The organism is Streptomyces sp. NPDC046860 (assembly GCF_040645115.1).
In the GTDB taxonomy this organism is placed as follows: Bacteria; Actinomycetota; Actinomycetes; order Streptomycetales; family Streptomycetaceae; genus Streptomyces.
In genome coordinates this window covers 229006-253587 of the sequence record NZ_JBEYXQ010000002.1, presented here as the reverse complement: position 1 = coordinate 253587, position 24582 = coordinate 229006, and the positions used below count along the sequence as shown (strand labels likewise).

General features: G+C 68.6%; 25 protein-coding genes and 1 pseudogene. 11 read left to right on the top strand and 15 right to left on the bottom strand.

Annotated elements, in window-relative coordinates; translation table 11 throughout:
* Positions 1 to 52: 52 nt before the first annotated feature.
* From ABZ898_RS04660 to ABZ898_RS04650, 3 genes are all read right to left on the bottom strand, one after another.
* The gene (locus ABZ898_RS04660) at positions 53 to 1585 is read right to left on the bottom strand and encodes a CoA transferase (protein ID WP_361652730.1); all 1533 of its coding nucleotides are present in this window, start codon (positions 1583 to 1585) and stop codon (positions 53 to 55) included.
* 54 nt (positions 1586 to 1639) lie between these two features.
* Complete coding sequence (locus tag ABZ898_RS04655) at positions 1640 to 2617, bottom strand: 3-hydroxyacyl-CoA dehydrogenase NAD-binding domain-containing protein (RefSeq protein ID WP_361652728.1); 978 nt, start codon at positions 2615 to 2617, stop codon at positions 1640 to 1642.
* 83 nt (positions 2618 to 2700) lie between these two features.
* Positions 2701 to 3438: an acetoacetate decarboxylase gene (locus tag ABZ898_RS04650; RefSeq protein ID WP_361652726.1), complete on the bottom strand. Its 738-nt coding sequence runs from the start codon at positions 3436 to 3438 to the stop codon at positions 2701 to 2703.
* 182 nt (positions 3439 to 3620) lie between these two features.
* Between ABZ898_RS04650 and ABZ898_RS04645 the strand changes: the two genes are divergently transcribed.
* Positions 3621 to 4538, top strand: coding sequence for a LysR substrate-binding domain-containing protein (locus tag ABZ898_RS04645; protein ID WP_361652724.1), 918 nt, complete (start codon positions 3621 to 3623; stop codon positions 4536 to 4538).
* Between the two features lie 49 nt (positions 4539 to 4587).
* Positions 4588 to 5124, top strand: a complete 537-nt coding sequence (locus ABZ898_RS04640) for an AAA family ATPase (protein WP_361652722.1) — start codon at positions 4588 to 4590, stop codon at positions 5122 to 5124.
* On the opposite strand, the gene ABZ898_RS04635 is transcribed toward ABZ898_RS04640, so the two are convergent.
* Positions 5115 to 5768 carry a hypothetical protein gene (locus tag ABZ898_RS04635; protein ID WP_361652720.1) on the bottom strand — a complete coding sequence of 218 codons (654 nt, stop codon included), beginning with the start codon at positions 5766 to 5768 and terminating at the stop codon, positions 5115 to 5117. The two genes, ABZ898_RS04640 and ABZ898_RS04635, sit on opposite strands and share 10 nt — an antisense overlap.
* Before the next feature lie 62 nt (positions 5769 to 5830).
* Entirely contained in the window at positions 5831 to 6796 is a 966-nt protein-coding gene (locus ABZ898_RS04630; protein WP_361652718.1) for a DUF1152 domain-containing protein, read from the bottom strand.
* A gap of 115 nt (positions 6797 to 6911) precedes the next feature.
* Between ABZ898_RS04630 and ABZ898_RS04625 the strand changes: the two genes are divergently transcribed.
* The 3 genes from ABZ898_RS04625 (at position 6912) to ABZ898_RS04615 (ending at position 9196) form a co-directional block, all read left to right on the top strand.
* Positions 6912 to 8405, top strand: a complete 1494-nt coding sequence (locus tag ABZ898_RS04625; protein WP_361652716.1) for a cytosine permease — start codon at positions 6912 to 6914, stop codon at positions 8403 to 8405.
* 159 nt (positions 8406 to 8564) lie between these two features.
* Positions 8565 to 8840, top strand: a complete 276-nt coding sequence (locus tag ABZ898_RS04620; RefSeq protein WP_361652714.1) for a hypothetical protein — start codon at positions 8565 to 8567, stop codon at positions 8838 to 8840.
* Between the two features lie 149 nt (positions 8841 to 8989).
* The gene (locus tag ABZ898_RS04615) at positions 8990 to 9196 is read left to right on the top strand and encodes a hypothetical protein (protein WP_361652712.1); all 207 of its coding nucleotides are present in this window, start codon (positions 8990 to 8992) and stop codon (positions 9194 to 9196) included.
* Between the two features lie 20 nt (positions 9197 to 9216).
* On the opposite strand, the gene ABZ898_RS04610 is transcribed toward ABZ898_RS04615, so the two are convergent.
* Entirely contained in the window at positions 9217 to 9615 is a 399-nt protein-coding gene (locus ABZ898_RS04610; protein ID WP_361652710.1) for a VOC family protein, read from the bottom strand.
* A gap of 94 nt (positions 9616 to 9709) precedes the next feature.
* On the opposite strand from ABZ898_RS04610, the gene ABZ898_RS04605 reads away from it, so the two are divergent.
* Positions 9710 to 10714 carry a YafY family protein gene (locus ABZ898_RS04605; protein ID WP_361652708.1) on the top strand — a complete coding sequence of 335 codons (1005 nt, stop codon included), beginning with the start codon at positions 9710 to 9712 and terminating at the stop codon, positions 10712 to 10714.
* 9 nt (positions 10715 to 10723) lie between these two features.
* Here the strand turns inward: ABZ898_RS04605 and ABZ898_RS04600 are convergent, their stop codons facing one another.
* Positions 10724 to 12085: an MFS transporter gene (locus ABZ898_RS04600; RefSeq protein WP_361653120.1), complete on the bottom strand. Its 1362-nt coding sequence runs from the start codon at positions 12083 to 12085 to the stop codon at positions 10724 to 10726.
* A 724-nt stretch (positions 12086 to 12809) separates the two neighbouring features.
* Between ABZ898_RS04600 and ABZ898_RS04595 the strand changes: the two genes are divergently transcribed.
* Both ABZ898_RS04595 and ABZ898_RS04590 read left to right on the top strand, forming a co-directional pair.
* Entirely contained in the window at positions 12810 to 13961 is a 1152-nt protein-coding gene (locus ABZ898_RS04595) for a glycoside hydrolase family 19 protein (protein ID WP_361652706.1), read from the top strand.
* 102 nt (positions 13962 to 14063) lie between these two features.
* The gene (locus ABZ898_RS04590) at positions 14064 to 15650 is read left to right on the top strand and encodes a ricin-type beta-trefoil lectin domain protein (protein ID WP_361652704.1); all 1587 of its coding nucleotides are present in this window, start codon (positions 14064 to 14066) and stop codon (positions 15648 to 15650) included.
* Between the two features lie 504 nt (positions 15651 to 16154).
* On the opposite strand, the gene ABZ898_RS04585 is transcribed toward ABZ898_RS04590, so the two are convergent.
* Positions 16155 to 17120 carry a restriction endonuclease gene (locus ABZ898_RS04585; RefSeq protein WP_361652702.1) on the bottom strand — a complete coding sequence of 322 codons (966 nt, stop codon included), beginning with the start codon at positions 17118 to 17120 and terminating at the stop codon, positions 16155 to 16157.
* 389 nt (positions 17121 to 17509) lie between these two features.
* Between ABZ898_RS04585 and ABZ898_RS04580 the strand changes: the two genes are divergently transcribed.
* Complete coding sequence (locus ABZ898_RS04580; protein WP_361652700.1) at positions 17510 to 18109, top strand: toll/interleukin-1 receptor domain-containing protein; 600 nt, start codon at positions 17510 to 17512, stop codon at positions 18107 to 18109.
* A gap of 395 nt (positions 18110 to 18504) precedes the next feature.
* On the opposite strand, the gene ABZ898_RS04575 is transcribed toward ABZ898_RS04580, so the two are convergent.
* The 3 genes from ABZ898_RS04575 to ABZ898_RS04565 all read right to left on the bottom strand — a co-directional run bounded on the left by ABZ898_RS04575 (position 18505) and on the right by ABZ898_RS04565 (position 20688).
* Entirely contained in the window at positions 18505 to 18813 is a 309-nt protein-coding gene (locus ABZ898_RS04575) for a hypothetical protein (protein ID WP_361652698.1), read from the bottom strand.
* A 49-nt stretch (positions 18814 to 18862) separates the two neighbouring features.
* Positions 18863 to 19723, bottom strand: a complete 861-nt coding sequence (locus ABZ898_RS04570) for a hypothetical protein (RefSeq protein ID WP_361652696.1) — start codon at positions 19721 to 19723, stop codon at positions 18863 to 18865.
* A gap of 710 nt (positions 19724 to 20433) precedes the next feature.
* A complete protein-coding gene (locus ABZ898_RS04565; RefSeq protein WP_361652694.1) occupies positions 20434 to 20688 on the bottom strand; it encodes a hypothetical protein in 255 nt (84 codons plus the stop codon).
* 332 nt (positions 20689 to 21020) lie between these two features.
* Between ABZ898_RS04565 and ABZ898_RS04560 the strand changes: the two genes are divergently transcribed.
* Positions 21021 to 21518, top strand: a complete 498-nt coding sequence (locus ABZ898_RS04560) for a toll/interleukin-1 receptor domain-containing protein (protein ID WP_361652692.1) — start codon at positions 21021 to 21023, stop codon at positions 21516 to 21518.
* A gap of 205 nt (positions 21519 to 21723) precedes the next feature.
* Entirely contained in the window at positions 21724 to 22083 is a 360-nt protein-coding gene (locus tag ABZ898_RS04555) for a helix-turn-helix transcriptional regulator (RefSeq protein WP_361652690.1), read from the top strand.
* A gap of 9 nt (positions 22084 to 22092) precedes the next feature.
* Here the strand turns inward: ABZ898_RS04555 and ABZ898_RS04550 are convergent, their stop codons facing one another.
* The 4 genes and pseudogenes from ABZ898_RS04550 to ABZ898_RS04535 form a co-directional block, all read right to left on the bottom strand.
* Entirely contained in the window at positions 22093 to 22536 is a 444-nt protein-coding gene (locus ABZ898_RS04550) for a hypothetical protein (protein ID WP_361652688.1), read from the bottom strand.
* A 233-nt stretch (positions 22537 to 22769) separates the two neighbouring features.
* Positions 22770 to 23387, bottom strand: a complete 618-nt coding sequence (locus ABZ898_RS04545; RefSeq protein WP_361652686.1) for a phospholipase — start codon at positions 23385 to 23387, stop codon at positions 22770 to 22772.
* A 259-nt stretch (positions 23388 to 23646) separates the two neighbouring features.
* Positions 23647 to 23877 (bottom strand): annotated as a pseudogene (locus tag ABZ898_RS04540) (transposase family protein); the annotation flags it as partial.
* A 75-nt stretch (positions 23878 to 23952) separates the two neighbouring features.
* Entirely contained in the window at positions 23953 to 24369 is a 417-nt protein-coding gene (locus ABZ898_RS04535) for a hypothetical protein (RefSeq protein WP_361652684.1), read from the bottom strand.
* Positions 24370 to 24582 lie beyond the last annotated feature (213 nt).

The following is a 24582-nucleotide window of genomic DNA, read 5'->3' as shown; positions in this document are numbered from 1 at the left end:
CGGCGGAGCGCGCCGACGCGGACGGGAGGCAGGGCCGGTCGGGGCCGGGAAGTCAGGCGGTGGGCAGCCACTCCGGGCGCTGCGAGCCGCGCGGGACGAGGATCTGCCGGTAGGCGCCGGGGGTGTCCGACATCCGCACCTGGTCGGTGATGCCCTGGTAGTGGCCGAGCGGGGTCTCGGCGGTGAACAGCTCCGGGTCCGGGTAGGCGTGCGGCTCGCCGGTGCCCGCGATCCCCTTGGCGTAGTCCTGGTCGAAGATGCCCATGGACAGGATCCACAGGGCGACCCGGGACAGGGACACGTGGACCCGGTAGCTGCCGCCCTCCACGGCGCGCCGCCGCAGGGCCTCGGCGATGCCGGCCGTCAGGAACCAGGAGACGAGGTAGTCGTTGACGACGGTGATGGGAGGCAGCGCGGGCCTGTCGCCGTCGCCCTCCAGGTGCAGAAGGCCGGTCAGCGCGCCGGCCGTCTGGTCGAAGCCGAGGTAGTCCTTCCACGGACCGCTCCGCCCGTTCAGCGACACCGTCGCGTAGATCAGGCCGGGGCGGCGGGCGACGGCCTCCTCCTCGGACAGACCGATACGGCCGAGGAAGCCGGGGCGCCGGTTGGCGTAGAAGACGTCGGCCTCGGACTGCAGCTTGTGGACGAGAGCCAGGCCGTCCTTCGTGTACGGGCTCACCGTGGCCGAACGCACGCCCACGCTCGTGGAGTTGTACGTGACATCGTGCTCGAGCTCGTACGGGCGCCACAGGTTCAGCACGTCCGCGCCGTGCAGCGCCATGGCCCGGCCGGCACCGGCACCGGCGATGATGTGGCCCATGCCCAGCGCCTTCACGCCGTCGAACGGGGCGGTCGGGTCGGCGGGGAGCCGCTCCGGATCGCTGTCGCCGACGCGGGTGATCTCCACCAGCGGCAGCCTGGACAGCACCTGCTCGTACTGCTCCTCCCGCAGGATCTCCTGAGGGGTGCGCACCATCGGCATGACGCATCCGGCCTCGGCGCCCGCCCGCTCCAGCTCCCGGGCGTCCCACTTCGCGATCGCGGCCTCGACGTGCTCGGGCACCTCACCGACGCCGAGCAGGCGCTGGGCGGCGACCTTGATGTTGGGATAGATGTTGAACGGCATCATCCAGCGCTCGTCCGCGGTGCGGTAGAAGTTGTTGGCGAGCGCCATGTTGATGATGGACGGCGTGCCGCCGGTGTATCCGTTGAGGAGTTCCCACTTGCCCTCGTAGAAGGGGCACAGCCGGTGCGGGCCCTTGCGCAGGTCCATGTGGATGTCCTGGCCGCGCCCGGTGCGGTCCTTCCACAGAGCCGCGACGGCGGCGGACTTGGCGACCAGGGCGATGCCGGAGGCCGCGCCGAGCCGCAGGGTGCTGGGCACGACCGGGTCGGCGCCCTCGAAGGTGATCCGGCCGCCGGTGGCGCCCGGCTTCAGGCCGATGCCGGCCAGTACCTCGTCCGTCTCGGCGTGCACGTCGAACGCGTCGTCGGTGGCCGGGTTGTCGATCGCCCTCTGGATCTTGTCGGTGAGGGAGTTGTCGGGGCGGGAGTTGTCAGGGCCGGAGTTGTCAGGGAGGGGCATGATCTCTTCGTTTCTCAGGTGTGGTGCGTTGGGGGGGAGGTGAGGGAAGGCTGCTCAGGCCTGGCCGGCGACGGCGCCGGGCGTCTCGCCCAGGGCGCGCATGAGGGCGATCTGCGCCCGGTCCCGCTCGGCGGCGAGTTCCGCGACGCTGCTCCCGCCGAAGGCGTCGGCCGCCTGGTCGGTCAGCTCGGCGACGGTGGCGTCGTCGAAGGTGGGGTTGCCCAGCACCGGCCACATGCCGCTCTCCATGGCACGCCCGAGGTGCTCGATGAAGTGCGGCAGTCCGCCCGGGCCACCACCGAGGTGGAAGGTGCGGAAGGGGCCGCCGACCGCCCAGCGCATGCCGATGGAGGAGGTGACGATGTCGTCGAGCTCCTGCTCGGTGACGACGCCCTCGGCCACCAGGTGGACGCACTCACGGAAGATCGCGGACTGCAGGCGGTTGGCGACGAAGCCCGGTACCTCCTTGCGCAGGACCTGCGGCTTCTTGCCCAGCGCGGCGTAGAACGCCTTGGCCTGGTGGACGGTGGCCTCGGAGGTCCTCTCGCCGGGGACGATCTCCACCAGCGGCACGAGGTGCGGCGGGTTGAAGGGATGGCCCACGATGAGCCGCTCGGGCTGCCGCATGGCCTCCGCGATGGCGGTCGCCGGGATGCTGGAGGTCGAGGTGGCCAGCAGCGCGTGGGCCGGGGCGTTCCGCTCGACGGTCTGCCAGATCCGCTGCTTGAGTTCGAGGCGTTCGGGGCCGTTCTCCTGGACGATGTCGACGTCGGAGACGGCGGTGGCCAGGTCGGCCTCGAAGGTGAGCCCGGCGGCGAGGTTCTCGGTGGGCAGACCGAGCGCGTCCAGGGTGGGGGCGATCTCCGCCAGGCCCGCGAGGACAAGGTCCTCGATGTCGCCGCGGGGGTCGTTGACGACGACCTTGATGCCACGGGCGAGGAAGAGACCGGCCCAGGAGACACCGATGACGCCGCCGCCGATGATCGCGGCGCGCTTGTAGGAGTCCAGGACGGGCTCAGGGGTGGGGGACATGGGGCGGGCCTTTCTCGAACAGCAGGGGGTGGGACCGTCTCGGTCACCGGTGGGGGACGAGGACGCCGGGGTCCGCGACCGGGTCAGGCGGCCAGGTAGTCGTAGACGGGTTCGACCGGGTTGAGGGTCAGGTCGGTCACGATGTGGCTGGCGCTGAGGATCTCCAGGACCGGCAGGTCCGAGAGCGGAGCCATCACATGGGCGAAGAGCTCGAGCCGGGCCGGGCCGGTGAAGGCGCTCTTGACGGTGACGTCCGTGATCCGGGTGCGGACCAGATCGCACACGCGCAGGCCGCCGTCGTAGTCCGGGATCGTCTTGATCATGAAGTTCGGCGAGCAGATCTCCGCGCGGGCCTCGTCGAGGTCCATGGCGTGGTGCTTGAAGCCCATGGTGGCCGTGGCGACGCGCAGGGTGCCGTAGTCGAGCGTGCCGACCAGGGTGTCGGAGTCGACGTACAGGGAGGGAGACCCGCCCTTCTTCGGGTACGCGCTGTACTCGCGGCCGCTGGAGATCGCGGGGACGCTGTCGACGTACATCGCGAGGCTGAACTCGCCCGCCTCGCCCTCGTGCTCGACGGCGACGAGCTGGCCCGCCTCGGTGTAGTCGCCCAGGCCGGTGACGTCGGGCATCCGCATGATCTCGAAGCGGACGACCGGGTCCGTGACCGACAGCGGTTCCGGTACCAGCCGGCGCAGCGCCTCGGGGTCGGTGCGGTAGTAGATGTTCAGGTACTCGCGATCGGTGAAGCGGTACCGGGTGGGCGCGTAGGCGGGGGCGCCCACGGGCGTGGTGAAGAGCCGGACGACATCCTGCTTCTGCATCGAGAGCCTCCAGGGAGAGGAATGCGCCGCTCGGCCCGCGGCGCAGGTGGTCGGTGTCGTCCGCGGAGATGCGCGGACCTCTCCCGCATCGCATTTGGTCTGGGGGAAGGGCGCTGCCGACCGAGCACCCACGACTCAGTGGACACCTGCCGCCTGGGGTCTGTCCAATATATGGTTGATGTATGGGCGATATGATTGACGATATTCAGCTGACCAAGCGCCTCCTGGAGCAGTTTCTTGCGGTGGCCGACGAGCGGCATTTTGGCCGCGCCGCGGAACGCCTCTCCATGAGCCAGCCGCCGCTGAGTCAGTCGATCCAGCGCCTGGAGCGGGGGCTGGGGGTGCGGCTGTTCGAGCGGGGGCCGGGCGGGGTGTCGCTGACCCCGGCCGGCGAGACGTTCACCGCCGACGCGCAGCGCCTGCTCGCGGCCCAGTCGGCGGCCATCGAGCGGGTACGCCGAGTCGCCGGCGGCCTGGCCGGTGACGTCCGGGTGGGGTACGTCAGCATCCTCAGCCACCACTACCTGCCCCGGCTCCTGAGGGCGGCCGCCGAGGAACTGCCCGGCCTGCGCATCCACCTGCACCAGGACTCGCCCGCCGCCCTCGCCGAGATGGTCCGCTCCGGCACGCTGGACCTGGGATTCCTGCGCGACCCCTCACCACTGTCGGCGGACCTCGTCACCCGTGACTTCGCCGTGGAGCGCATCGCCGCGGCGGTGCCGCGCGGTCACCCGCTGGCCGGAGCCGACATGATCTCGCTCGGGGACCTGCGGGACGAGGACTTCGTCCTGCCCGACGCCACGGCACTCCCGGCCCTGGCCCACCAGGTCCAACTGGCCTGCCACGAGGCCGGCTTCATCCCTCGTAGCCGAGCGGTCTCCGACGACCTCACCGGCCTGTTCAGCTACGTCGCCTCCGGACTCTGCGTCAGCCTTCTGCCCGAGCGTCTGCGTGACTTCCAGGTGCCCGAGGTCGCCTTCGTCCCCCTGAGCGGCTCGTCCGCCTACCTGGAGACCACCCTGGTCGCCGTCCACCGCCCGGAAGCGGACGCGGCCGTCCTGCGCCTGCTGGACCTGATCACCCGCCACATGACGCCGTGAGCGCCGGTTTCGTTCGCCCGGTCCGGCTGTGCGATGGCAGGGTGCGGTCATGGACCAAGCGGAGGTACCGCTCCTCTCAGGGCGCCCGGGTGTCGGCAAGACGACGGTGGGCTGGGAGGTCTCCGCGCGCCTGCGCGCCGCGGAGGTCGCCCACTGCGTGATCGAGGGTGACTTCATGGCGCAGGCGCATCCCGCCCCGGAAGGCGACCCCCGCCGCACCAAGATCACCGAGCGCAATCTGACGGCACTCTGGTCGAACTACGCCGAACTCGGGTACCGCCGCCTGATCTACACGCACACGGTGAGCGTGCTGCCCGAGAACGAGGGCATCTTCCAGCGGGCCATGGGCGCGGAGGTCAGGATCGTACGGGTGGTGCTCACCGCCTCCGACACCACCGTCCGCGCACGGCTGACCGGCCGCGAACAGGGCTCGGAGCTCCAGCACGAAATGGAGAGCAGTGCCCGTAAGGCACGACTGCTGGACGAGCGGATGCCCCTGGACGCGGTCCGGGTGAGGACCGACGGGCGTTCCGTGGTCGACATCGCGCGCGAGGTGGCGGACGCCACCGGCTGGCTTCAGCAGTAGCCGTCCACCCGGGCGCGCGCCTCCGGGGCGAGGCTGGGCCAGGGGCGGCCCGCGCTGTCCGAGGCGGCCGAACGGAACAGGTCGAGAAGGACGCAGCCCGGGTAGCCCCGGAAGCTCGACCAGACCGACCGGTAGTAGCAGTTCCAGTAGCTGACGACCCGTCGCTGGGTCCGCGCGAAGTGGAGCGGGTTCTCCACGATGAACCGTCCGTAGGCGATGTGGCCGGGGTTGCCCGGCGCCGCGAGATCACGAAGCCCGTCGAGGACGGCGACCAGGATCTCCACGACGTACTCGCCGGTCAGTTGCAGGACGTACGGGACGACCCACGGGTCCACGTGGCCGACGATCTCCGCCAAGTGCCGCTGCCTGACCCGCCCGTCGCAGTGCCTGGAGTACAGGCAGTGCAGAATCCGCTGCTGACGAGGCGAGAGAGCCGCGACCAACTCGGCCGACGGCTCGTCGTGGTAGAGACGCCCGGGTATGGACACCTCCCGGCCCTCGACGCCGACCGGGAAGAAGCCGACAGGCTCCAGCTGGGCGGCCGGCATCACCGCCAGCACCGCTTCGACATCCTCGGCGAACCTGGCCGGGAACGCCGAGATCAGCGGATCGGGGAGATCGGGGAGGTCGGGGAGCGGCTGCACAGGCCGAGCATAGGGGGACCCGGGGGAGGTGACCGGACCGTGTGCGCGCACCGCGGCGAGGCTCAGTGCGGGAACACCCGTGGTGGACGCTGGCGGGGGAGGGCGGCCCGGAACTCCTCGATCACGGAACTCACCTGACGCATCAGCGAGGTCCGCTCCAGCAGGTCCAGGTACAGGTTGCGCCGGGCGAGTCCGGGCAGGTCCACGCAGAAGTACAGCGACATCAGCGGGTTGACGAACAACTCGCTGCCCCTGGTCCTCTCCGTGAACCGGACGTCACCGAAGTCGCCGCGCACGGCCGCGGCCACCGACCCGTTCACGATGCTCGGGTGACTCGGGGTCGAGCGCTGGGCATGGGCCACCGCGTCGAGATAGAGCGCGCCTTCCCGGCCCGCCCCCAGCAGCGAGAACGCGCCCAGATAGGAGCCCTCCCGGTCCAGCGCGGCCAGGTTCTCCAGCACGAGCGCGTGGTTCACGCCGTGATACGCGTCCACCCCGAAACCGAGGCAGGCGACCAGCCGGTGGGGGATCTCGTCCAGCCCGTTCACGGCGGCCAGGCTCGCCATGTCCTCCTCCGGGGTGCCGAGCCCGTGCTCGTCGCCGCGCATCAGGATGTCGGTCCCGCCGTCCACCAGCACGACCGCGTCGACACCGCCGAGGCGCGCGATCAGCGCCCGGTACGCCGCCCGCAGCGGACCCACCCCGATGCTCGGGAACGCGTACACGGTCGCGGGCAGATCCTGCGTCGAGAGCCACTGAGCGAGCGTCCGCTCGGGGAAGTAGTCGCCGCGCACTGGGGTGTCGGGCCCGACGGCGGCCACATCCTCAGCCACCCACACCTCGGGGCTGAGGCCGTACAGGTCGGCGAAGGACAGGTTGGCGAGGTGCACCTCCTTGCCCGCCGACCGCAGCGCCAGGGCCAGCGGCAGTCCGGCGTACACGTCGAATCCGCCGCCCGCACCGGCGATGAGAATCCGCCGCGCGTCACGCAGGCGGGTGAAGAACGCGGGCTCCCCCAGAGAGATCACCGCATGAAATTAACAGGAGGAGAGGCGCCCGGTCAGCAGGGTATTGACAAATCATTCAGTGGATCGGAGTCTGCATGGCTATATGCAGAACGGGCCGGCGCGCGGAGGGCAGACGATGACCAGGGCGGGGCGTTTCGACCACAAGGACGCGCGCACCACGGGCGGTCCCGGCCGAGCCGAGGGCGTGATCGAACGGCATTCCATCGACGTGGTACCGGACAGCGAGCGACACGGCCGGGCGGTCAGCCAGTTCACGCTCTGGCTCGGCGCGAACCTGCAGATCACCGCCATCGTCACCGGAGCTCTCGCCGTCGTGTTCGGCGGTGACGTGGTCTGGTCGCTCGTGGGACTCGTCGCGGGCAACCTGCTGGGCGGCGCGGTCATGGCGCTGCACTCCGCGCAGGGTCCGAGGCTGGGACTGCCGCAGATGATCCAGTCACGCGCGCAGTTCGGCGTCCGGGGCGCCGCGGTGCCGCTGTTCCTCGTCATCCTGATGTACATCGGATTCTTCGCGAGCGGCAGCGTGCTCGCCGGGCAGGCCACCGCCCGGCTCGTCCACGCCGACGACACCACGGGCATCGTCGCCTTCGCCGCGCTGACCGCCGTCATGGCCGCGATCGGCTACCGCGTCATCCACGCCCTGGGGCGAGTCGCGAGCGCCGTCTGCGCCGTCGCCTTCGTCTTCCTGGGCATCCGGCTGCTCGACCGCGTCGACGTGGGGGCACTTCTCGCGGACGCGCACTTCTCCCTGCCGATGTTCCTGCTCGCCATGTCGCTGTCAGCGTCCTGGCAGCTCGCCTTCGGCCCGTACGTCGCCGACTACTCGCGCTACCTGCCGCGCACGACCAGCGCCCGGGCGACGTTCTGGTGGACCCTGTCCGGCTCGGCGCTCGGCTCCCAGTGGTCGATGACGCTCGGCGTACTGGTGGCGGCCAGTGCCGGGGAGCGGTTCCTGGACGACCAGGTCGGTTACGTCGTCTCACTCGGCGGCGCCGGTGTGGTCGCGTCGCTCCTGTACTTCGTCATCGCCCTGGGCAAGCTCACGATCAACGTCCTCAACACCTACGGCGGCTTCATCTCCATGGTCACGGGGATCAGCGGCTTCCGGGGGCAGCGGACGCTGTCGCCGCGCGGCCGGGCCGCGTACATCGCCGCGATCATGGTGGCCGGCACCGTGCTGGCCCTGGCCGGCAAGGACAGCTTCCTCGTCTCGTTCAAGGACTTCCTGCTGTTCCTGCTGACCTTCTTCACGCCCTGGTCGGCCATCAACCTCGTCGACTACTACCTGATCTCCCGCGAGCGCTACGACATCCCCGCCCTCTTCGACCCGCACGGCCGCTACGGCGCCTGGCGCTGGGGCGCGCTGATCGTGTACGCGGTCGGCGTCCTGGCCCAACTCCCCTTCCTGGCCACCTCGTTCTACACCGGACCACTCGTCGCGCCGCTCGGCGGGTCGGACGTCTCGTGGATCGTCGGACTCGCCGTGCCGGCCACCCTGTACTGGCTGCTCGCGCGGTCCGACAGGCCGGCCGAGGACCCCGGTCCGGGGCAGGAGACGGCGACTCCGGGCGTCGCAGCCGCGGCGACCTCGCTGCCGGGTGACAGCTGACCGAGCCACCCCGGATCGGCTGCCGCGCCTCGCGCGGTCGCGGTCACCCGGCGTGCCCCGCCTCCGGATGCCCAGGACGGGCGCGGAAGACGATGCGACGCTGGAACGGGGGAGGGGGGACCAGGACCGCGCTACCGAGCCGGAAGGCAGGTTCGTCTCATGCACACGTCGACCCGTATCGCCTCTGCCCTCGCCGCCCTCTCCCTCTCCCTCGCCGGTGCGGTCATCGCCGCTCCGGCGGCCCGGGCGGACATCCCCGCCTGCGCACGCATGGCAGAGCTGGCCGGTGCCACTGACTCCGCCTCCGTCACAGCGGCCTGCGGCCGTGGCGTGGTCGGCGACCTGCAGAGCTGCGTGACCGGGCTGACCGGCGCCGGAGTGGCGGGCGGCGCCGCGACCGGCGCCTGCCGCGCGGCGGCCCACGAACCGCGCTAGAGGACAGCGCGCGACAGCCCCCCACGGTTCCGTGCGGGCCCCGCCTCGCGGGCCCCGCACGGAACGCCCATTCTGAAGAGAAGGGCGCCGTCGTTCGAAGACCTGCCCTTCCGGACGGCCGGACGGAGGCGCTCGGGAGGAGGAACGTCATGCGCGTGCGAAGAATCCTGGGCGCCGTCCTGGCCGCCGCGACCCTGACCTGCGTGAGCGCCATCGGCGCCGCCGGCGTCGCGGCCGCCTCGTCCCCGAACATCTCCAGAGACGACTGCGCGGCCGCCGGCGGACAGGTCGTCTCACGCGCCTACGCCGGTTACGCCTGCGCGCTGCCCGACGGGACCAACCCGGCGATCACCTGACCGGAGCGCCGGTGGGTGCGTCAGTGCGCGAACTTCTCGACAGCCGGCGGGGTGACGGGGGTGAAGAAGTTGACGAGGTTGCCGTCGGGGTCACGGAACAGCAGCGACCGGTTGCCCCAGGGCATCGTGGTGGGCCCGCTGACGAAGTCGGTGACGAGGTCGGTCAGGTTCTGGTGGACGCGGTCCACGTCGTCGACGAGGAACTCGATGATCACGCTGTGGTTGTCCGCCGGGCGGGCAGAGCCCGGGGCGAACAGAGGGACGGTGCGGATGCCGGCGATCGCGAGGGTGGCGCCCGCGGTCCTGAGCTCGGCGAAGTCCTCGGTGGCCCAAGTCGCCCGTGCCCCTGTGGCTCGCTCGTAGAAGTCGACGAGACGAGCGACGTCGCCGGTGATGATGCGGATCGAGACGAACTCCATGGGGATCTCCTTGGTCGTGCCGGAGGCGCGTACGTCGCAGGCTAGGAGAAATAGTGGACAGAATCGGTCCTGTATTCGCGTTACGCTGCGCACCATGCCTCGACCCACCGGCCGCGTGCTGACACTCCTGGAGCTGCTGCAGTCCGGCGGCACCCGGACCGTGGCCGAGCTCGCCGACCGGCTCGGCGTCGAAGGGCGCACGGTGCGGCGGTACGTGGACCACCTGATCGACCTGGACGTACCCGTGGAGTCGGTGCGCGGTCGCTACGGCGGGTACCGGCTGGCTCCCGGGTACCGCCTGCCCCCGCTCATGCTCAGCGACGACGAGGCGCTGGCCGTGCTGCTCGGCCTGGTCGCCGGCCGCCGGGCGGGGCTGACGACGACGGAACGCACGGCGAACGAGACGGCGTCGGCGAAGATCCAGCGGGTGCTGCCCAAGCACCTCGCCGTCCGGCTCGACGCACTCATGGAGGCTCTCGCCTTCACCGATCAGCCCGGCGAGTTCGACACCCCGGACGCCGGTATCCTGCTCACGATCGCCGATGCGGTGCGCCACCGCCGGCCGGTCTCGGTCCGCTACACCGACCGTGACGGACGGCGCAGCGAACGCACCCTGCACGCCTACGGGATCGTCGCCCATGGGGGCAGGTGGTACGTGACGGGCAAGGACCCCCAGGCCGACGATGACCGGACCTTCCGGCTCGATCGCATCGCGGCCGCGAGGGCCCTGCCCGGCTCGTTCGAGGCGCCGGTGGGGCCGGGTCCGGCACAGCGCGTGCTGTCGGGGTTGGCCACGGCCGGGTACCGGCATCAGGTCACCTTGCGGATCCACGGGACGGTCGAGCAGATCCGCGCGCACCTTCCGGCCAGTGTCGCGTGCCTGGAGGAGCACGATTCCGCGACCGCCGAGGACCGGGCGCCCGAGGACCGGGCGGCCGAGCGCTGGCTGCGCGCCGAGTTGCGGGCGGAGCGGCTCGACTGGCTGCCTCCGGTACTCGCCGCACTCGACCGGCCGTTCGTCATCGAGCGCCCCGACGAACTCCGTGACCTCGTCACCGGTCTCGCCGACCGCATCACGGCGTACGCCCGCCGAGACTGACCGCGAGCATCATCGCCGCGTCCGCACCGGGGGCGGTGCCTTCGGTCCGTCCGGGACGCACACCCACGCGACGACCGCCGCGGTCAGATAGGCGAGGGCTCCGGCCGCCATGCTGATGCGAAGTCCGGTGCCGTAGTCGGCACCGCCGGCCAGCAGGCTGCCGCCGAGGGCCACGCCGGTCGCGCTGCCGATCTGGCGGGCGGTGTTGAACAGCGCGGAGGCAGCCCCGGCGTACTCCGGGGGCGCGGCACCCATCACCGTGGCGGTCGAGCCGGTGAGCGCGAAGGACGTACCGAATCCGACGGCCATCATCGGGGCCACCAGCAGGGGGTAGGCAGGATCGGTTCCCGCCGCGGCCCAGCCGGCCAGCCCCAGCGCGCCGAGGAGCATGCCGGAGACCACCAGTGGACGGTGACCGGTGCGGCGGGCGAGCCGTCCGGACAGGACGGAGGCGAACATCGTCATCGCCACGGCCGGGAACAGCGCCAGTCCGGTCCTGAGGGCGCCGAAGCCACGCTGGTGCTGGAAGTCCAGGCTGGCTGTGAACACCATGCCGTAGAAGGCGAAGTTGAACAGCAGGCCGAGGACGGCCCCGCCGGCCATCGTGCGCGAGCCGAGCAGGCGCGGTGGAAGGCCGGGCGAACGGGCGACCCGCTCGCGCCACACGAACGCCCCGGCGGCGGGCACGACCAGGGCCAGCCCGGCGAGCACGAGGGGATCGGACCAGCCCCGCCGGCCGGCCTCGTTCAGCGCGCCGGTCAGCAGGGCCACCGCCGCCACCACGGCGCACTGCGCCGGCCAGTCCAGGGACCGGCCGGCGTGACGCGGGGAGGGTGCCACATGCCGCCACGTCAGGAACAGGCAGGCCACGCCGACGGGCAGATTGATCAGGAAGACCCAGCGCCAGCCCACGGTCGACACCAGCAACCCGCCCAGCAGCGGCCCGGCGGAGGCCGCGACACCCGCCATCGACCCCCACAGCCCGAAAGCCCGCGAACGTGCGGCGGGCAGCGGGTACGCCTCCTGGAGCAGGGCGAGCGAGCCGGGGACGATCAACGCCGCACCGAGCCCTTCCAGCAGCCGGGCCACCACGAGGAAGGCGGCACTCGGCGCGAACGCGCAGGCGGCCGAGGCCACCGTGAACACCGAGACGCCCGCCCTGAAGACGCGCCGATTGCCCAGGCGGTCACCCAGCGCGCCGCCGGTCATCAGGAATCCGGCGAAGACCAGGGTGTACCCGTCCGTGATCCACTGGATGCCGGTGAGCGAGGCCGGCAGTTCCCGGCCCACCACGGGCACGGCGACGTTGATGACCGTGACGTCCAGGATGACCATGAAGTATCCCGTGCACACGGCCAGCAGCGGCGCCACGGACCGCCGCACGGCGGGCGGTGCGGCTCCAGGGGGCCCGGACGCACGGCCACCGGTCGACTCCGCGAAGGGCACGACACGGCTCCGTTCTGTTCTCGGTACCCCGGGCGGCCATCATGCCCAGGGGATCGCGGCCGCCGGGCCAGGACGCGCCCGGCCTCCCGGTCTGCGGCACGTCGCTCATGACGTCGCTCGCGGACAGGGGGGGGAGAGCACCCTGAAACCCGTACTGAGAGCGACCGACCCGCCGACCGCTCCTAGAGGGGCTGCGAGGTTGAGCGCCGCCGGATTCCTCGCCCCTATCAGCGTCGGGGCGTCGGGTGATGCTCTTGGTTCCGAATTCGCGCGAGCCGATGGCGAAAGTGCCCACCGCCAGCGCGATCAAAGGCGCGGCTTTATGACGTCGGCCGCCGGCCTCCGCGCTGTGCCGTACCTCTCCGGCCGTGCACTGGGCCGCGTACGCCCTGTTCATGCATTGTCCGTTTCCCCTGTCCTGCCTCATCACCGGCCTGATGGAACCTGGGCGCCGATGTGAATTGAATTCCCCTGCCACCGCTCCGGAAAATGTTGACCGTTCACCCATCTCTCTGCAAACGTCTCCCACGTCACGGAACTCAACGGGGGTTCCATCGGCGGGAGTTGACGCTCAAGAGCCTCCTGCCTGGACGTAGTTTCGTTCTTCGCGCACTGTCGGCCTCGCGGCCGGCGAAGGAGTGGTATTCCTATGTTCAGTTTCCTTGCCGGACGGCGCCCGCAGCGGCGCGGAGCCTCAGGCGCGTCCGCGCGGCTGACGCTCTTCACCCTGCTCGCCGGGCTGATCACGGCCCTGCTGGTGGCCGCACCGTCCGCCTCCGCCGCCGACGGCCAGATCACGGGGCTCGCCGGAAAGTGCGTCGACGTGGCATGGGCGGACAGCACCAACGGGACGCCGATCCAGCTGCACGACTGCAACGGGAACAACGCACAGGTCTGGTCCAACCCGGGGGACGGCACTCTGCGCGCGCTCGGCAAGTGCCTCGACGTCGTCGAGATGAGCACCGCCGACGGCGCCGGCGTGCAGCTGTGGGACTGCACCGGCAACCCCAACCAGAAGTGGGTGGTCACCTCCGCCCGGGACATCGTGAACCCCGCGGCCGACAAGTGCCTGGACGTCCGCGAGAAGAACTCCGCCAACGGCACCCGCCTGCAGATCTGGACCTGCACGGGTGCGTCGAACCAGAAGTGGACCGCGCCCGCCGCCGGCGGCTCGACTCCCTCCGGCTTCGTGGTCAGCGAGTCCCAGTTCAACCAGATGTTCCCGAGCCGCAACAGCTTCTACAGCTACAGCGGTCTGGTGCAGGCGCTGAGCTCCTACCCCGGGTTCGCCAACACCGGCAGCGACACGATCAAGAAGCGGGAAGCCGCCGCGTTCCTCGCCAACGTCGACCACGAGACCGGTCATCTGGTGCACGTGGTGGAGCAGAACACGGCCAACTACTCGCACTACTGCGACTGGAGCCAGTCCTACGGCTGCCCGGCGGGTCAGTCCGCCTACTACGGGCGCGGCCCCATCCAGCTGTCCTGGAACTTCAACTACAAGGCCGCGGGCGACGCCCTGGGCATCGACCTCCTCCGCAACCCCAGCCTGGTCCAGACCGACTCGGCGGTGGCGTGGCGGACCGGTCTGTGGTTCTGGAACACCTCGACGGGCGCCGGCACGATGACCGCGCACAACGCGATGGTGAATGACAAGGGCTTCGGTCAGACCATCCGCACCATCAACGGCTCCCTCGAATGCGACGGGAAGAACCCCGGGCAGGTGGAGAGCCGGGTGACGGCGTACCGGAACTTCACCGCCATCCTGGGCGTGAGCCCTGGCTCCAACCTCTACTGCTGAGGTCCGAACAGGCACCGGACCGTCGCCGCACGGTGCCGCTTGGGCGCCGTGCGGCGACGGGGCTCAGAAACACAGTCATGCAAACGGGTGGGGAAAACTCTCATGACATCGATCAAGAAGCGCTTCGCGTTCGCGACAGCGCTGGGACTTCTGGCTCTCTCCGGAGTGCCGACGGGTACGGCCGTGGCCGCGCCCACCGCGGCACAGCCCGAACAGACGCGTGCTCCGCAGACCTTCGCGCACCCGGGTGTCAACATCACTTCGACGCAGCTCGAGTTCGTGCGCACCAAGGTGCAGCAGGGAGCGTCGCCCTGGAAGGGCGCCTACGACGCGATGATCAACAACTCCCTGGCGTCGCTGTCGCGCGTCCCCAAGCCTCGGGCGGACGTCAACTGCGGTCAGAGCAGCAATCCGAACAACGGATGCACGGATGAACGGCAGGACGCGATAGCCGCGTACACCGACGCGCTGGCGTGGTCCATAAGCGGCGACGAGCGGTATGCGAAGAAGGCGATCCAGATCATGGACGCCTGGTCGTGGACCATCACGAAGCACACGGGTGACAACACGGGCATCCAGACGGCGTGGTCGGCCGCGTCCTGGGTCAAGGCCGCCGAGCTCATGAAGTACCAGTACGGCAACTGGCCGAACGCGGCCCGCTTCGCGAACATGCTGCGGACCGTCTACCTTCCCGTGGTCGTGAACGGCGACGACCGGACCAGCAACTGGGACCTCACCGAGGCCGAGGCGTCGATCGGGATCGCGGTCTTCACCGACGACGGCGCCACGTTCGACAAGGCCGTCGACCAGTACCTCGAACGTGTCCCCGCCTTCGTCTACCTCGAGTCGGACGGCCCGACCCCGAACCGGATTCCGAACGCCCCCTTCAACTGGGAGGGCGCGACCCAGTACGTCACCGGGATGGCGCAGGAGACGTGCCGCGACTTCGTGCACACGGGCTACAGCATCGCCTCGATGTCGCACATCGCCGAGACGGCCCTCATGCAGAACGTGGACCTGTATCCGCAGGTGGGCGAGCGTCTGCGTCAGGTACTCGGCTGGCACGCGACCCAGGAGCGGCGGGCGGTTCCCGAGCCCGCGGTGTGCGGCACCAAGGGCCTCAAGCGTGGTCTGGGGCCGGTCACCGAGTCCGGGTTCAACGCGCTGCACACGCGGCAGGGCGTGGCCATGGCGAACACCCAGGCCCTGACGGAGGAGACGCGGCCCTCCGGGACGAACATCCTGTTCGTGGCGTGGGAGACGCTGACGAACGCGGAGAACCCCGTCATGCCCGACACCCAGCTGCCCAAGGGGCCGATCACCGGTCTCGGTGACAAGTGTGTGGACGTGGCCGAGGCCAACAGCACCAACACCACGCCCGTCCAGATGTACACGTGCAACGGCACCGCGGCCCAGACGTGGACGGTGGGCGGCGACGGCACCCTCCGGTCGCTCGGCAAGTGCATCGACGTCCCCGGTGCCGCCACCGCGGACGGCACCAAGGTCCAGCTCTTCGACTGCAACGGCACCGATGCCCAGGTCTGGCAGAAGGGCACCGGGGACACCCTGGTGAACAAGGCGTCGGGCAAGTGCCTGGACGTCACCGACATGTCCACGGCCGACGCGGCCCGACTGCAGATCTGGACATGCACGGGCAACCCCAACCAGCAGTTCCACCCGGCGGCCTGACCCGGCACCCCCTGATGGACGGACGCCCGGCCGGACTCTCCGGCCGGGCGTCTGCCCTGTTCAGACGCCCTTTTCCCGTGTCTAGAAGAAGCCCAGCCTCTTCGGTGAGTACGACACCAGCATGTTCTTCGTCTGCTGGTAGTACAGCGCTTGCGAGCCCCTGAACTGCAGTGAGGGTGTAGGAGGTGGCCTTTGCGGCTCGGTTGGTCCGCGTATGGTCCGGATCTTTCCTGTCTCGTGGATTCGTGTGCGGTACCACATGGCACATGTCGTAGAAGCCGTCTCTGGGCGTCGAGCTGGTCCAGGACGGGCGCGTAAGTCCGGTCCGGAGCCCTGTGACACGCAAGCGTCCATGGGGCTCGTGACACGGACGTGACAGAAGATGCGCAGCGGATCCCCTGTGTGCAGCGACGGTATTGGAGGAGCGCCTTGCCATCGGTATTGGGCGAAGGACTGCCTGGCTGGACGCTGTGCGCGTGAGTGTTCTGATGGTGCGTAGGGTGCTCAGAAATCGGAGCCCAGCAGGGCGAGAGGACGACGTTCGAGCTGCGCGAAGCGGACCTTTTCGCGCAGCCAGGCCGCAACATCACCTTGCCGTTCGAGCAGGAGAACGAGTTCCCGGAGTTCGCCCAGGACGATCACTCGCTGGTTCAGTGCGCGTTCACTCTCTTCGATGGCCGGCCCGGTGAAGCCAGATGCAGAAATGAATAGGGCGCGGACTTCCGAGCGCCCGTACACCCGAACCAGGTGGCGGCTCATCGCGTTGATCTCGACAGGCTCACCCCACCACTTGATCTCTACGAGGTACGCGGATCCGTCGACTTCGAGGGCGCCGTCGATCTGTTCAACGGGATGCCCCTCCTCGCTGCGCAGCGTGAAGGATTCCCTGATCAAGATGCCTTCAGTTACGAACAGGTCGTTGAGCACACCTTCCAGGGCGGTGCCTCGCTTTCTCGGGTCGTCTTCGTTGAACAGATCGTTGAGTCGGTCTCGGAGTGCTTGAAACTTTGCCTTCCGTCGAGCAAGGCGCTCAAGCTCGCTTGTGCGTGCTTTGATGCGAGCTGCTCGCTCTTCATCATGCGCCTGGCTCATCCGCGTGAACGAGTCCTTGACGTTCACAAGTCGTCGCACGCTTGCTTGTAGCCCCTGGGCCGGGAGACGGTCGTCCGGCCACAGTGTGGAGAAGTCCTCGAATTCGACCGCTCGTTTGAGGATCTCCCTGCGAACGCCCAAGCCTGCATCGCCCTGTTCATTGATCCGGCTGAGCACGGCACGAACGATCTTGTACTTGCTGACTGCTGACTTGTCCGCGGCGAGCTGGTGTCGATGGGGCGCGAGCAGGTCTTCGCTGACGCCAGCGCCCCGCAAGAATCCAAGGACCCCTTCTTTGCTCCGGTTGAGCCGGGGCACCAGTTCGATCAGCAGGTCCAAAAGCTCAGGGGGCCAGTGGTAGGCGTCGTTGTGGGCCACTCGTCATCTGCACCTTCCGCGCGGGAGCCGCTCTCCGGGGTGCTTCGATCTGGACGATGTCCGACCGGCGCAACCCTATGAACCTGATTGTGCAGCGGCTGCTGCTGCCTGAGACCGGGTTTCGCGGGATGCGCGGCATGAGGTGGTGCGGAGTTCTCTGATGGCGCCTCTCGGTAGGCTGGAAGACTTCTTGGACCCACTGGCAGCTTCAGACTGGCCGAGCCGGGGAACTGGCCCTACTGCAGCGGTTGGGCCGGGTAGTGTCCAGCTCGCGTTCCTTCACGTCCCGGACGGTGAGGTCGACTGCGCGGGCGACGAGCCAGACGCACGATCTCGTCAGTTTGACGATTTCCCCTTTGTGGTGGAGCCCCCGATGGGAGGCTGTGTTCATGCACGCTTTCATCTCTCACAACCACCGCGACAAGCCCCAAGTGACGCCACTTGCCGCCCGATTGAGGTTGCTCGGCGTGGACGTCTGGCTTGATTCATGGAAGATCCGACATGGGGATCGGATCCCTGGCAAGATCAACGAGGCGCTGGGGCTCGTAGACACCGTCATGGTCTTCTGGTCCGCCAACTCTTCGAAGTCCCCTTGGGTGAACACAGAGTGGGAGGCCGCCCTCACACGGCGACTGAGGGATGACTCTGTCCGCGTCATCCCGGTTGTCCTCGACGACACCCCGCTTCCGCCGCTCCTCGAGCCGATCATGTGGGTTTCCATGGTTGACGGTGATGTCGATCGAGCTGCTCGGGAACTCGTAGGTGTGGACTCCCAAGCAGAACTCGTGAAGACGATGCAGCGGACCGTTGAGGAGTCTGGACTGGAGTACACGTACTTCCATGGATTCGGCGTCATCGTTGGCTGTCCCCGGTGCGGAGCCCCGAGTTCCAAGTTGGAAGGCTGGAGCGCCGTTGATCACGTCCGAGACGACATGTACGCGGGAGTTCGTTGTACTGAATGTGGGTGGGACGAGGGCGGCGAGGTCTGACTACACCGCGCGCACCACACAGAGTTTCCAGAGCAACCACGGTTGTTCTGGAAACTCGGACTCTGGGGCAGGCTGGCCGAGCGAGGCGATGAGGATGGCGGTATCGCGCTGGCCCAGTGGCTCCTGCCTGGCGCGTACTTCTACTCGCTGCCCTTCGTACCACGCCCTCGATACCGGCCGCACCCCAGGCCGGGTCCAGCCAGTCGAGAGTGGTCGCCCGGTCCGTGGTGGCTGGGCAGAACGTGAACGGCCCATCGAGGACCGCGTGGGCGAAGGCGTCCTCCAAGACGGCCCGGCGCTCCCTGTATGGCCGGTCCGCAGCTCGACCATCGCGGCCTCTAGCATGTCGAAGACATCACATAAGCGAGATGCTCAGCGGCGCCCGTCCGCACGCTCTAGCTGAGCTGGCGGGCGCGATGCTGGAGCTCGCCGAAGTGCAGCCGCCCTGCGCGCGGCACGACCAGTTCGCCGTCGAGCACCAGGTCCTCACCGAGCGCAGATGCCGCGGCGGCGGTGTCTGGGGACGCCGGCACCAGGTCCGCACTGCGGCGGGACTGGAGCATGACCATGCCGGTCCGGGCGAAGAGCACCGCCCGGAAGCCGTCCGGCTTCTGCTCTACGAGATGCCCCGGCAGCGCCCTGTCCGGTGGAAGCTCGCGCCGCGCTTCGGCCGGCATCGCCTCGTCCGGAGGAGTCAAGGACACCCCACATGTATGGGGTGCAGCACGGCCGCGCGCGTCGAAGACCCATGAGTCAGCTAAATAGGTCTGTGCCCGCTGTGATCGCAACGTGCACGGCTTGCTCCGCCTCGCCTGTCAGAGCGGAGGTAACAGCTGGCGTGAGAATACGCACGATCGACCGCCATATCCTCTGGCCCCGCTTCAGATCGACTCCCTCGTGCTCCAGCGTGCTGATCTCCTCGGCAAGATCCTCAGCATCACCTGCGGGCAGAGTCAGAGCGGACGCAGCTGCACGGAGTTGGCTAACCAGGGATGTCAGGGCATCACCGTCGATGCCCTGGTTGATCGTCTGGGAGTTGTGGCTGCCGCTCGCCAGGTTGCTGTGGGTCGCGTTTCCCCCGACGTAGACCCCGTAGTTCGTGACCTCATTACCCAACTGCGGCTGTGGCCTGGACATGAATCTCCCCAGTGACTGGTTGGAATGGACGAAACGGATCCCCAGGTGAGTGAGCTGCAGGTCAGTGTCTCTGTCCTCGCGCCGGTGTGAGGTGAGCAGCCCTTCCACGACGAGGTGCTCGGTGGCCAACTCCACCACTGCCGGGTCGATCGCAACCCCTCCGTGCCAGGCGGCATCGCTATCGTGGAATTGCGCAAGGTCGACAGCCCGCTGGCCAGGTAGGAATCCGTAAAGCCAGCGCGGCAAGGCGGTATGGATGTAGTCGCAGATCCCGACTATGTCCGCTGCCTGCTCCTCCAGGGCGGCTATGCGGTCCAAGCCTTCGGTTGTCCACAGCAGGTAGGGACCAAAGGGGGCTTGGTACCCGTCCCCCTGCTTCTCCCTGGTGAAGTAACCCCGCGATACCACCGCGCGCCGCATTCTGAGCTGATCGCCACGCTCGGCCGGGAACCCCGCCATCCCCAAGGCGACCCCCACCTCTGAATCGGTGAGACACCGATAGGAACTCCTCCCGGCCAACGCTGCGGTCCGGAGGAAACGGTCGACATCACGCGAAGTGGTGAGGCGTCTGGGGATGGAGTCGCTAGCGGGGCCAGGGGACGACGGTGGCATACCGAGAGAGCGTAGCGGCGGAACTATGGGTTCCGATTTCGGCTATTGGGATCGCGGGAAGCGGAGCCTCGCGCACGTTCTGTCGCCATAGGAGGTTTCGCGCCTATGCCCTTCGTACGGCTTCCGGGCGCTGCCTGGCCTTGTACCACCAGCAGAGGGGCGTCGCCATCCTCGAACCCGCCGCGAAGGGCTCCTGAACTGCGGTTTTGCCCGTGCGCATAATGCGCGGTGTGGGCGTTACGGGCGATATCTTGACGTTGAAATGACGCTCGTGACGCTCATTCGACGCTTGTTCTGATGGGGTGTCAGGTATGTATTGGGCAGGTCAGGTGGCGTCAAAGCTGCGAGCGACGATGTGACGCCGAGGGCTGGTGGCGCTCTATGCGGGGCCCGCCGGATCGTGCAGATCAGATGTTCCGGAAGAGATTAGCGGGGCTCGTGACTGGCGATGCACTCGTCGCAGTCGGACCCGTGGAGCATCAGTAGATCCTGCCGGAACACGAACGGTGTGAAGCTCGCACCCTGCCCCGGGAAGTGCCTGCAGCAGTTGTCGCAGGTGTTCTCCTCGATGTCGGTCAGCTGTGGCTGGCGGCGTACGCGGCGATGCAGTCACGGCAGCGCCACAGGTCGGTCGGCATCAGTAGGAACATCGGCTGCAACGGCACCGCGCGCAGGTGCGCCCACCTGTTGTCGAGCGGTAATCGCACCAGGTAGCGCTCGATGATCGGGCTGGTGCCCGACATCGGCCTGTCGGAGCCGAACGTCGTCTTCATCGCGTTGCGCGCGTCGGCCTGCGCGGCGGCGATCTGGTCGAGCGCGGGATCCGTCATCCTGAGTCCTTCCGCGTTGGCCAACGAGCGTACGTCGCACCTCCGACGAACCACGCCCGCGACGGCCCTGAACATGCTGCTGCCGGCCGTTCAACAAACCACGACACTGTGTCGGTGGCTCGCTTTACCATGGGCGCATGGCGCAATGCACAGCACCCTCCCGAGGCCACCGCACCGCGAGTGGGACCGCGAACTGCCCAGCGTGCAGCAGCTGGGGACGAAGATCGCGATCCCCGTCGTATTCGTCCGGACCCTCCTACGGCGGTGGCGGTCGGTCGTCCGGCGGGTCGTATGGCGGCGGCACCTCGCGGCGCACCAGGTCCGGCAGGACGGTGTCGTACACCCCGACCGAGTGGCGGGCGGTCGAGCCCTACGCCGACAAGGCCGCGGTACAGGCACAGGTACACCCGGACAAGCGAGACCTCTTCCTCTGCCACGCCTGGAACGACCGAGAGGGCAGCGCGAAGGAGCTCTACGGTCACCTGAAGACGAGCGGTGCGACGGTGTGGTTCAGCCAGGAAGACCTCCCGCTGGGCTCGCTGCAGATGCGGGAGATCGATAAAGGGCTTCGTAACTCCCGGATCGGCATCGTGCTGGTCACGCCAGCCCTGCTCGAGAGCATCAAGAACGAGGGGATCGCCGAGAAGGAGCTCGCCGTCCTGCTCGGCACCAACCGCGTCGTGCCCGTGACGCACGGGGTGACCTTCGACGAGCTCTATGACGTCAGCCCCATGCTCGCGTCGCACTCCGGGCTGAGCACGAAGGAGTCGTCGCTCGACGCCGTCGCCGCCAAGATCGCTGCTGCTGCCGCCGCGCTTCCCGTTGCCTGACGTCCGAATCCACCAGCGAACGTCGGACCAGCCCGTCGCCGGCGGAGGGCTGTAAGGCCGCGCTCTATGCGCTTGGACTTCCATGCGCAGTACGAGTGCGGACCGCCGTCGTTGCAGTCGGTGGCCGGGTCCACGACGGGCTGCTCGCACACCTAGCAACGCACACTAGTCGGGCCGACCGCACAACGCGCCTCCAGAGGGCGGTGTGCGGTTTTTTGCCTTGTATCTGACTCTGCTATGGGATTGGCGTGCAGATCAGGGCTCCCCGGCCCGGGCTCGGCGACATACTGCGGTCATAAGTGGAGAGGATTCGACACGGCTGGCGAGAGCCCTCATCGAGTTCCGTGAGGCCGAAGGCATCTCGGAGCGTGAACTCGCGCGCCGCACCTGGCTGAGTGAGGCGACCATCAGGACCTTCGAACGCGGCCGTGGGGACCTGCCCACCCCGACCGTTGCCCGAACCTTCGAGGAACTCCTCGGCTGGGCTCCGGGCAGCATCAAGACCGCGCCGTCCGAGGCGATGGGCCGTGACGCATCGGCCGACTCCGCCGTGGACCTCGAGTAGGCGCGCTGGTCAGGGCTGAACTCCGGGCGATTGCGGACGTGGCCTGGTGAACAGTCCTGGCTCGGTTTCGGCCAGGATTCCGCGGTCGGCCAGCCGCTTGAGCTTGAGGCGGGTGTTGTTGATGTTGTTGGGCGCGACCGGCAGGTCCATCGCCTCGCACACCTGCCGGGCCCGCAGCGGATGGTCGGCCGCGGTGAACACCGCCATGATCTGCTGGTAGGCAGGATGGTCCGGCAGTTTCAGTGCCGGCGGCGCGGGCGGCTGCGAGTCCGGTAGCGCCGGCAGAGTCTTGCGGGTGATCCGGACTTCTTCGGCGGCCCGGCCGAGTTCATCGAGCTGGGTGCTCAGCTGCGTGATCTGTTCCCGCGTCGTCTCGGCCTGTGCGGCGATCTCGCGTTCCCGCTCCTCTAGCCGTGCCAGCACCGCGCCGAGCGTCAGCTCCCCGCCGGTCATGCGGTGCGCCAGGCGGGCACGGTCGAGGGCACCGTTGTTTGTTGGCGATGCAGCTCGGGTGGGTTGGCGACGCCTGGTTCTCACAGAGAGGCTCCGGAAGGCCGCTTTGCGAGACGTCAGGAAATCCGTTCGTACAGGGCGCCCTCCGCCTCGCGCAGCTCGCGCTCGACGGCTTCGGCGAGGTTCGGGTTGTCGATGAGGACGCCGAACTCGACGTTGTTGTTCTCCGCGCTTCAGGAAAACTTCGCGCTGGTCACCAGGAGAAGATGGTGATCGATGGCGAGGAAGTTGGCGTGGTTGCGGACGTATGTGCCGTCGAACTGCTTGGTTCGCCAGACCTCGGCCGGCGCTAGGTGCGCAGCGACTTCTGCAGTCGTCGGGGACCGTTGCTGTCCGACGCCGTCTGCGGCCCGGGCGTCCATATAGACGCGGACGGCGATGTCGTCACGCTGTGCGGCCTCTCGTAATGACTTCCAAAGCGCTGAACTTCGTTGGAAGTTGAAGGTCGAGCACGTGATTGCGTGGCGTGCGCTGTCCACGACGCGGTTCACCGAGGTGGTGAGCGGCCCGCTCTGGACGAGGTGTCCGGGCATGGTCCAGAGCGGTGACAACGTGGTCGGCAGAGCCCGTGCCCCCTCGATTGCGCGCAGGGCCAGGACCTGTTGGTGCCTTGGCCCGGTGCCGCTGGCAACCGCCTCCAGAAGGCGTCGGACCTCTGCCCGCTGGCCGACCGCGACGACCTTGAGCGCCGCGGTGAGGGTGTCACCGTCGGCGAGCCGGTCCGCCATGCCTTTGGCCTCGGTCCCGGTGAGGAGTTGGCCAAGGCGTCGTGGCGCGTCCGCCTCACTCATGGACCTGGAAGAACCCGAGGTTGCTGCCGGGCAGGTCGAGGAGGAAGCGGCGGTCGAGGAAACGGTTGGCGCGTTCGCAGGAGGTCTCCGAGGCCATGACACAGCAATGGCAGGCGGCACCGTGGAGGAAGTCCTCGGGGTCCTGCGGGGTGCGCTTCCAGCAGATGGGGTCGGAGGAGCATCGGGCGGCCTTGCGTAGTGCGCTGCCGACGATCCTTTGGAGGCGGGAAGGCTCGCTGAGTTGGACGAGGCCGCCGAGCTTGGAGATGCCGAACAGCGGGGCGAGCTGCCGCAGCGTCAGGTTGGTCCGCCAGTATGCAGCGACCGGGAGCACCCGGTCCTCCAGCGGCAGTGACCAGGGACGCCCTTGGCGAGTCCGATCGGCGCCCTCTCGGCGCAAAAGCGTGACCAGCTTTCGAAAATCGCGCAAACGCAGCCCAGTGAACGGGGATATCCAGGACGGTTCCGCTGCCGTGATCACTCCAGCCACAGCAGGATCCTCTCAGGGCGACCTATGCCCTGATTGCTCACATCGCCAGCGCGGCATGCCGCGTCGACGCGACGCTCAGGTCGTATCGCGCTTCGCGCCCGACGGAGAGGGCTGTTGTTCGTCGCGGCTCTCCGCGGTGAAGGCGTCGCGGCGAGCGAGGGTCACCGACAGAGGCAGGGCCAGGCGCTCGGCTGCACGGCGCCGGACACGCACCTGAGCTCGGGTCCGGGGCCGGAAAGAGGGAAGCGGCGAGCAGCCGCAGCCAGGGCGGTGATCGTAGGTCAGCCCCTCCGCGAGCACGGTCGCAACGACGGACCATGCCTTCGTGTCGCGTCGCCGGGGCGCGGCGAAGTCGTAGCCGGCGAAGACGAGCTGTTCACGACAGCCAGGACAGATGCGCTTCCGGATCGGCCAGGTGCTGCCTTTGAAGGAGAGTCGGCACGCGATGCACACGTAGTGCCGGAAGGCGCCGTTGAACGCGTGGTAGCACATAGTCGGACAGGGTACGCACCGTCCGTGGGCGGGCCCAACCGGTTTCCTGGTGCCCGATCTGGCCAGTCGGCCGCCCAGTCAGTGCTGCCGGACCACACGAGGGGTGTGGACGCGCGAATAGCGGGACAGCCCTTAGAGCTGGGCGGTCGAAAAGCCTCTGTCTGCCGCGCTTCGAGAGCGCCTCTGAGCTGGCAGTTCGCCCCCCGAACCGCA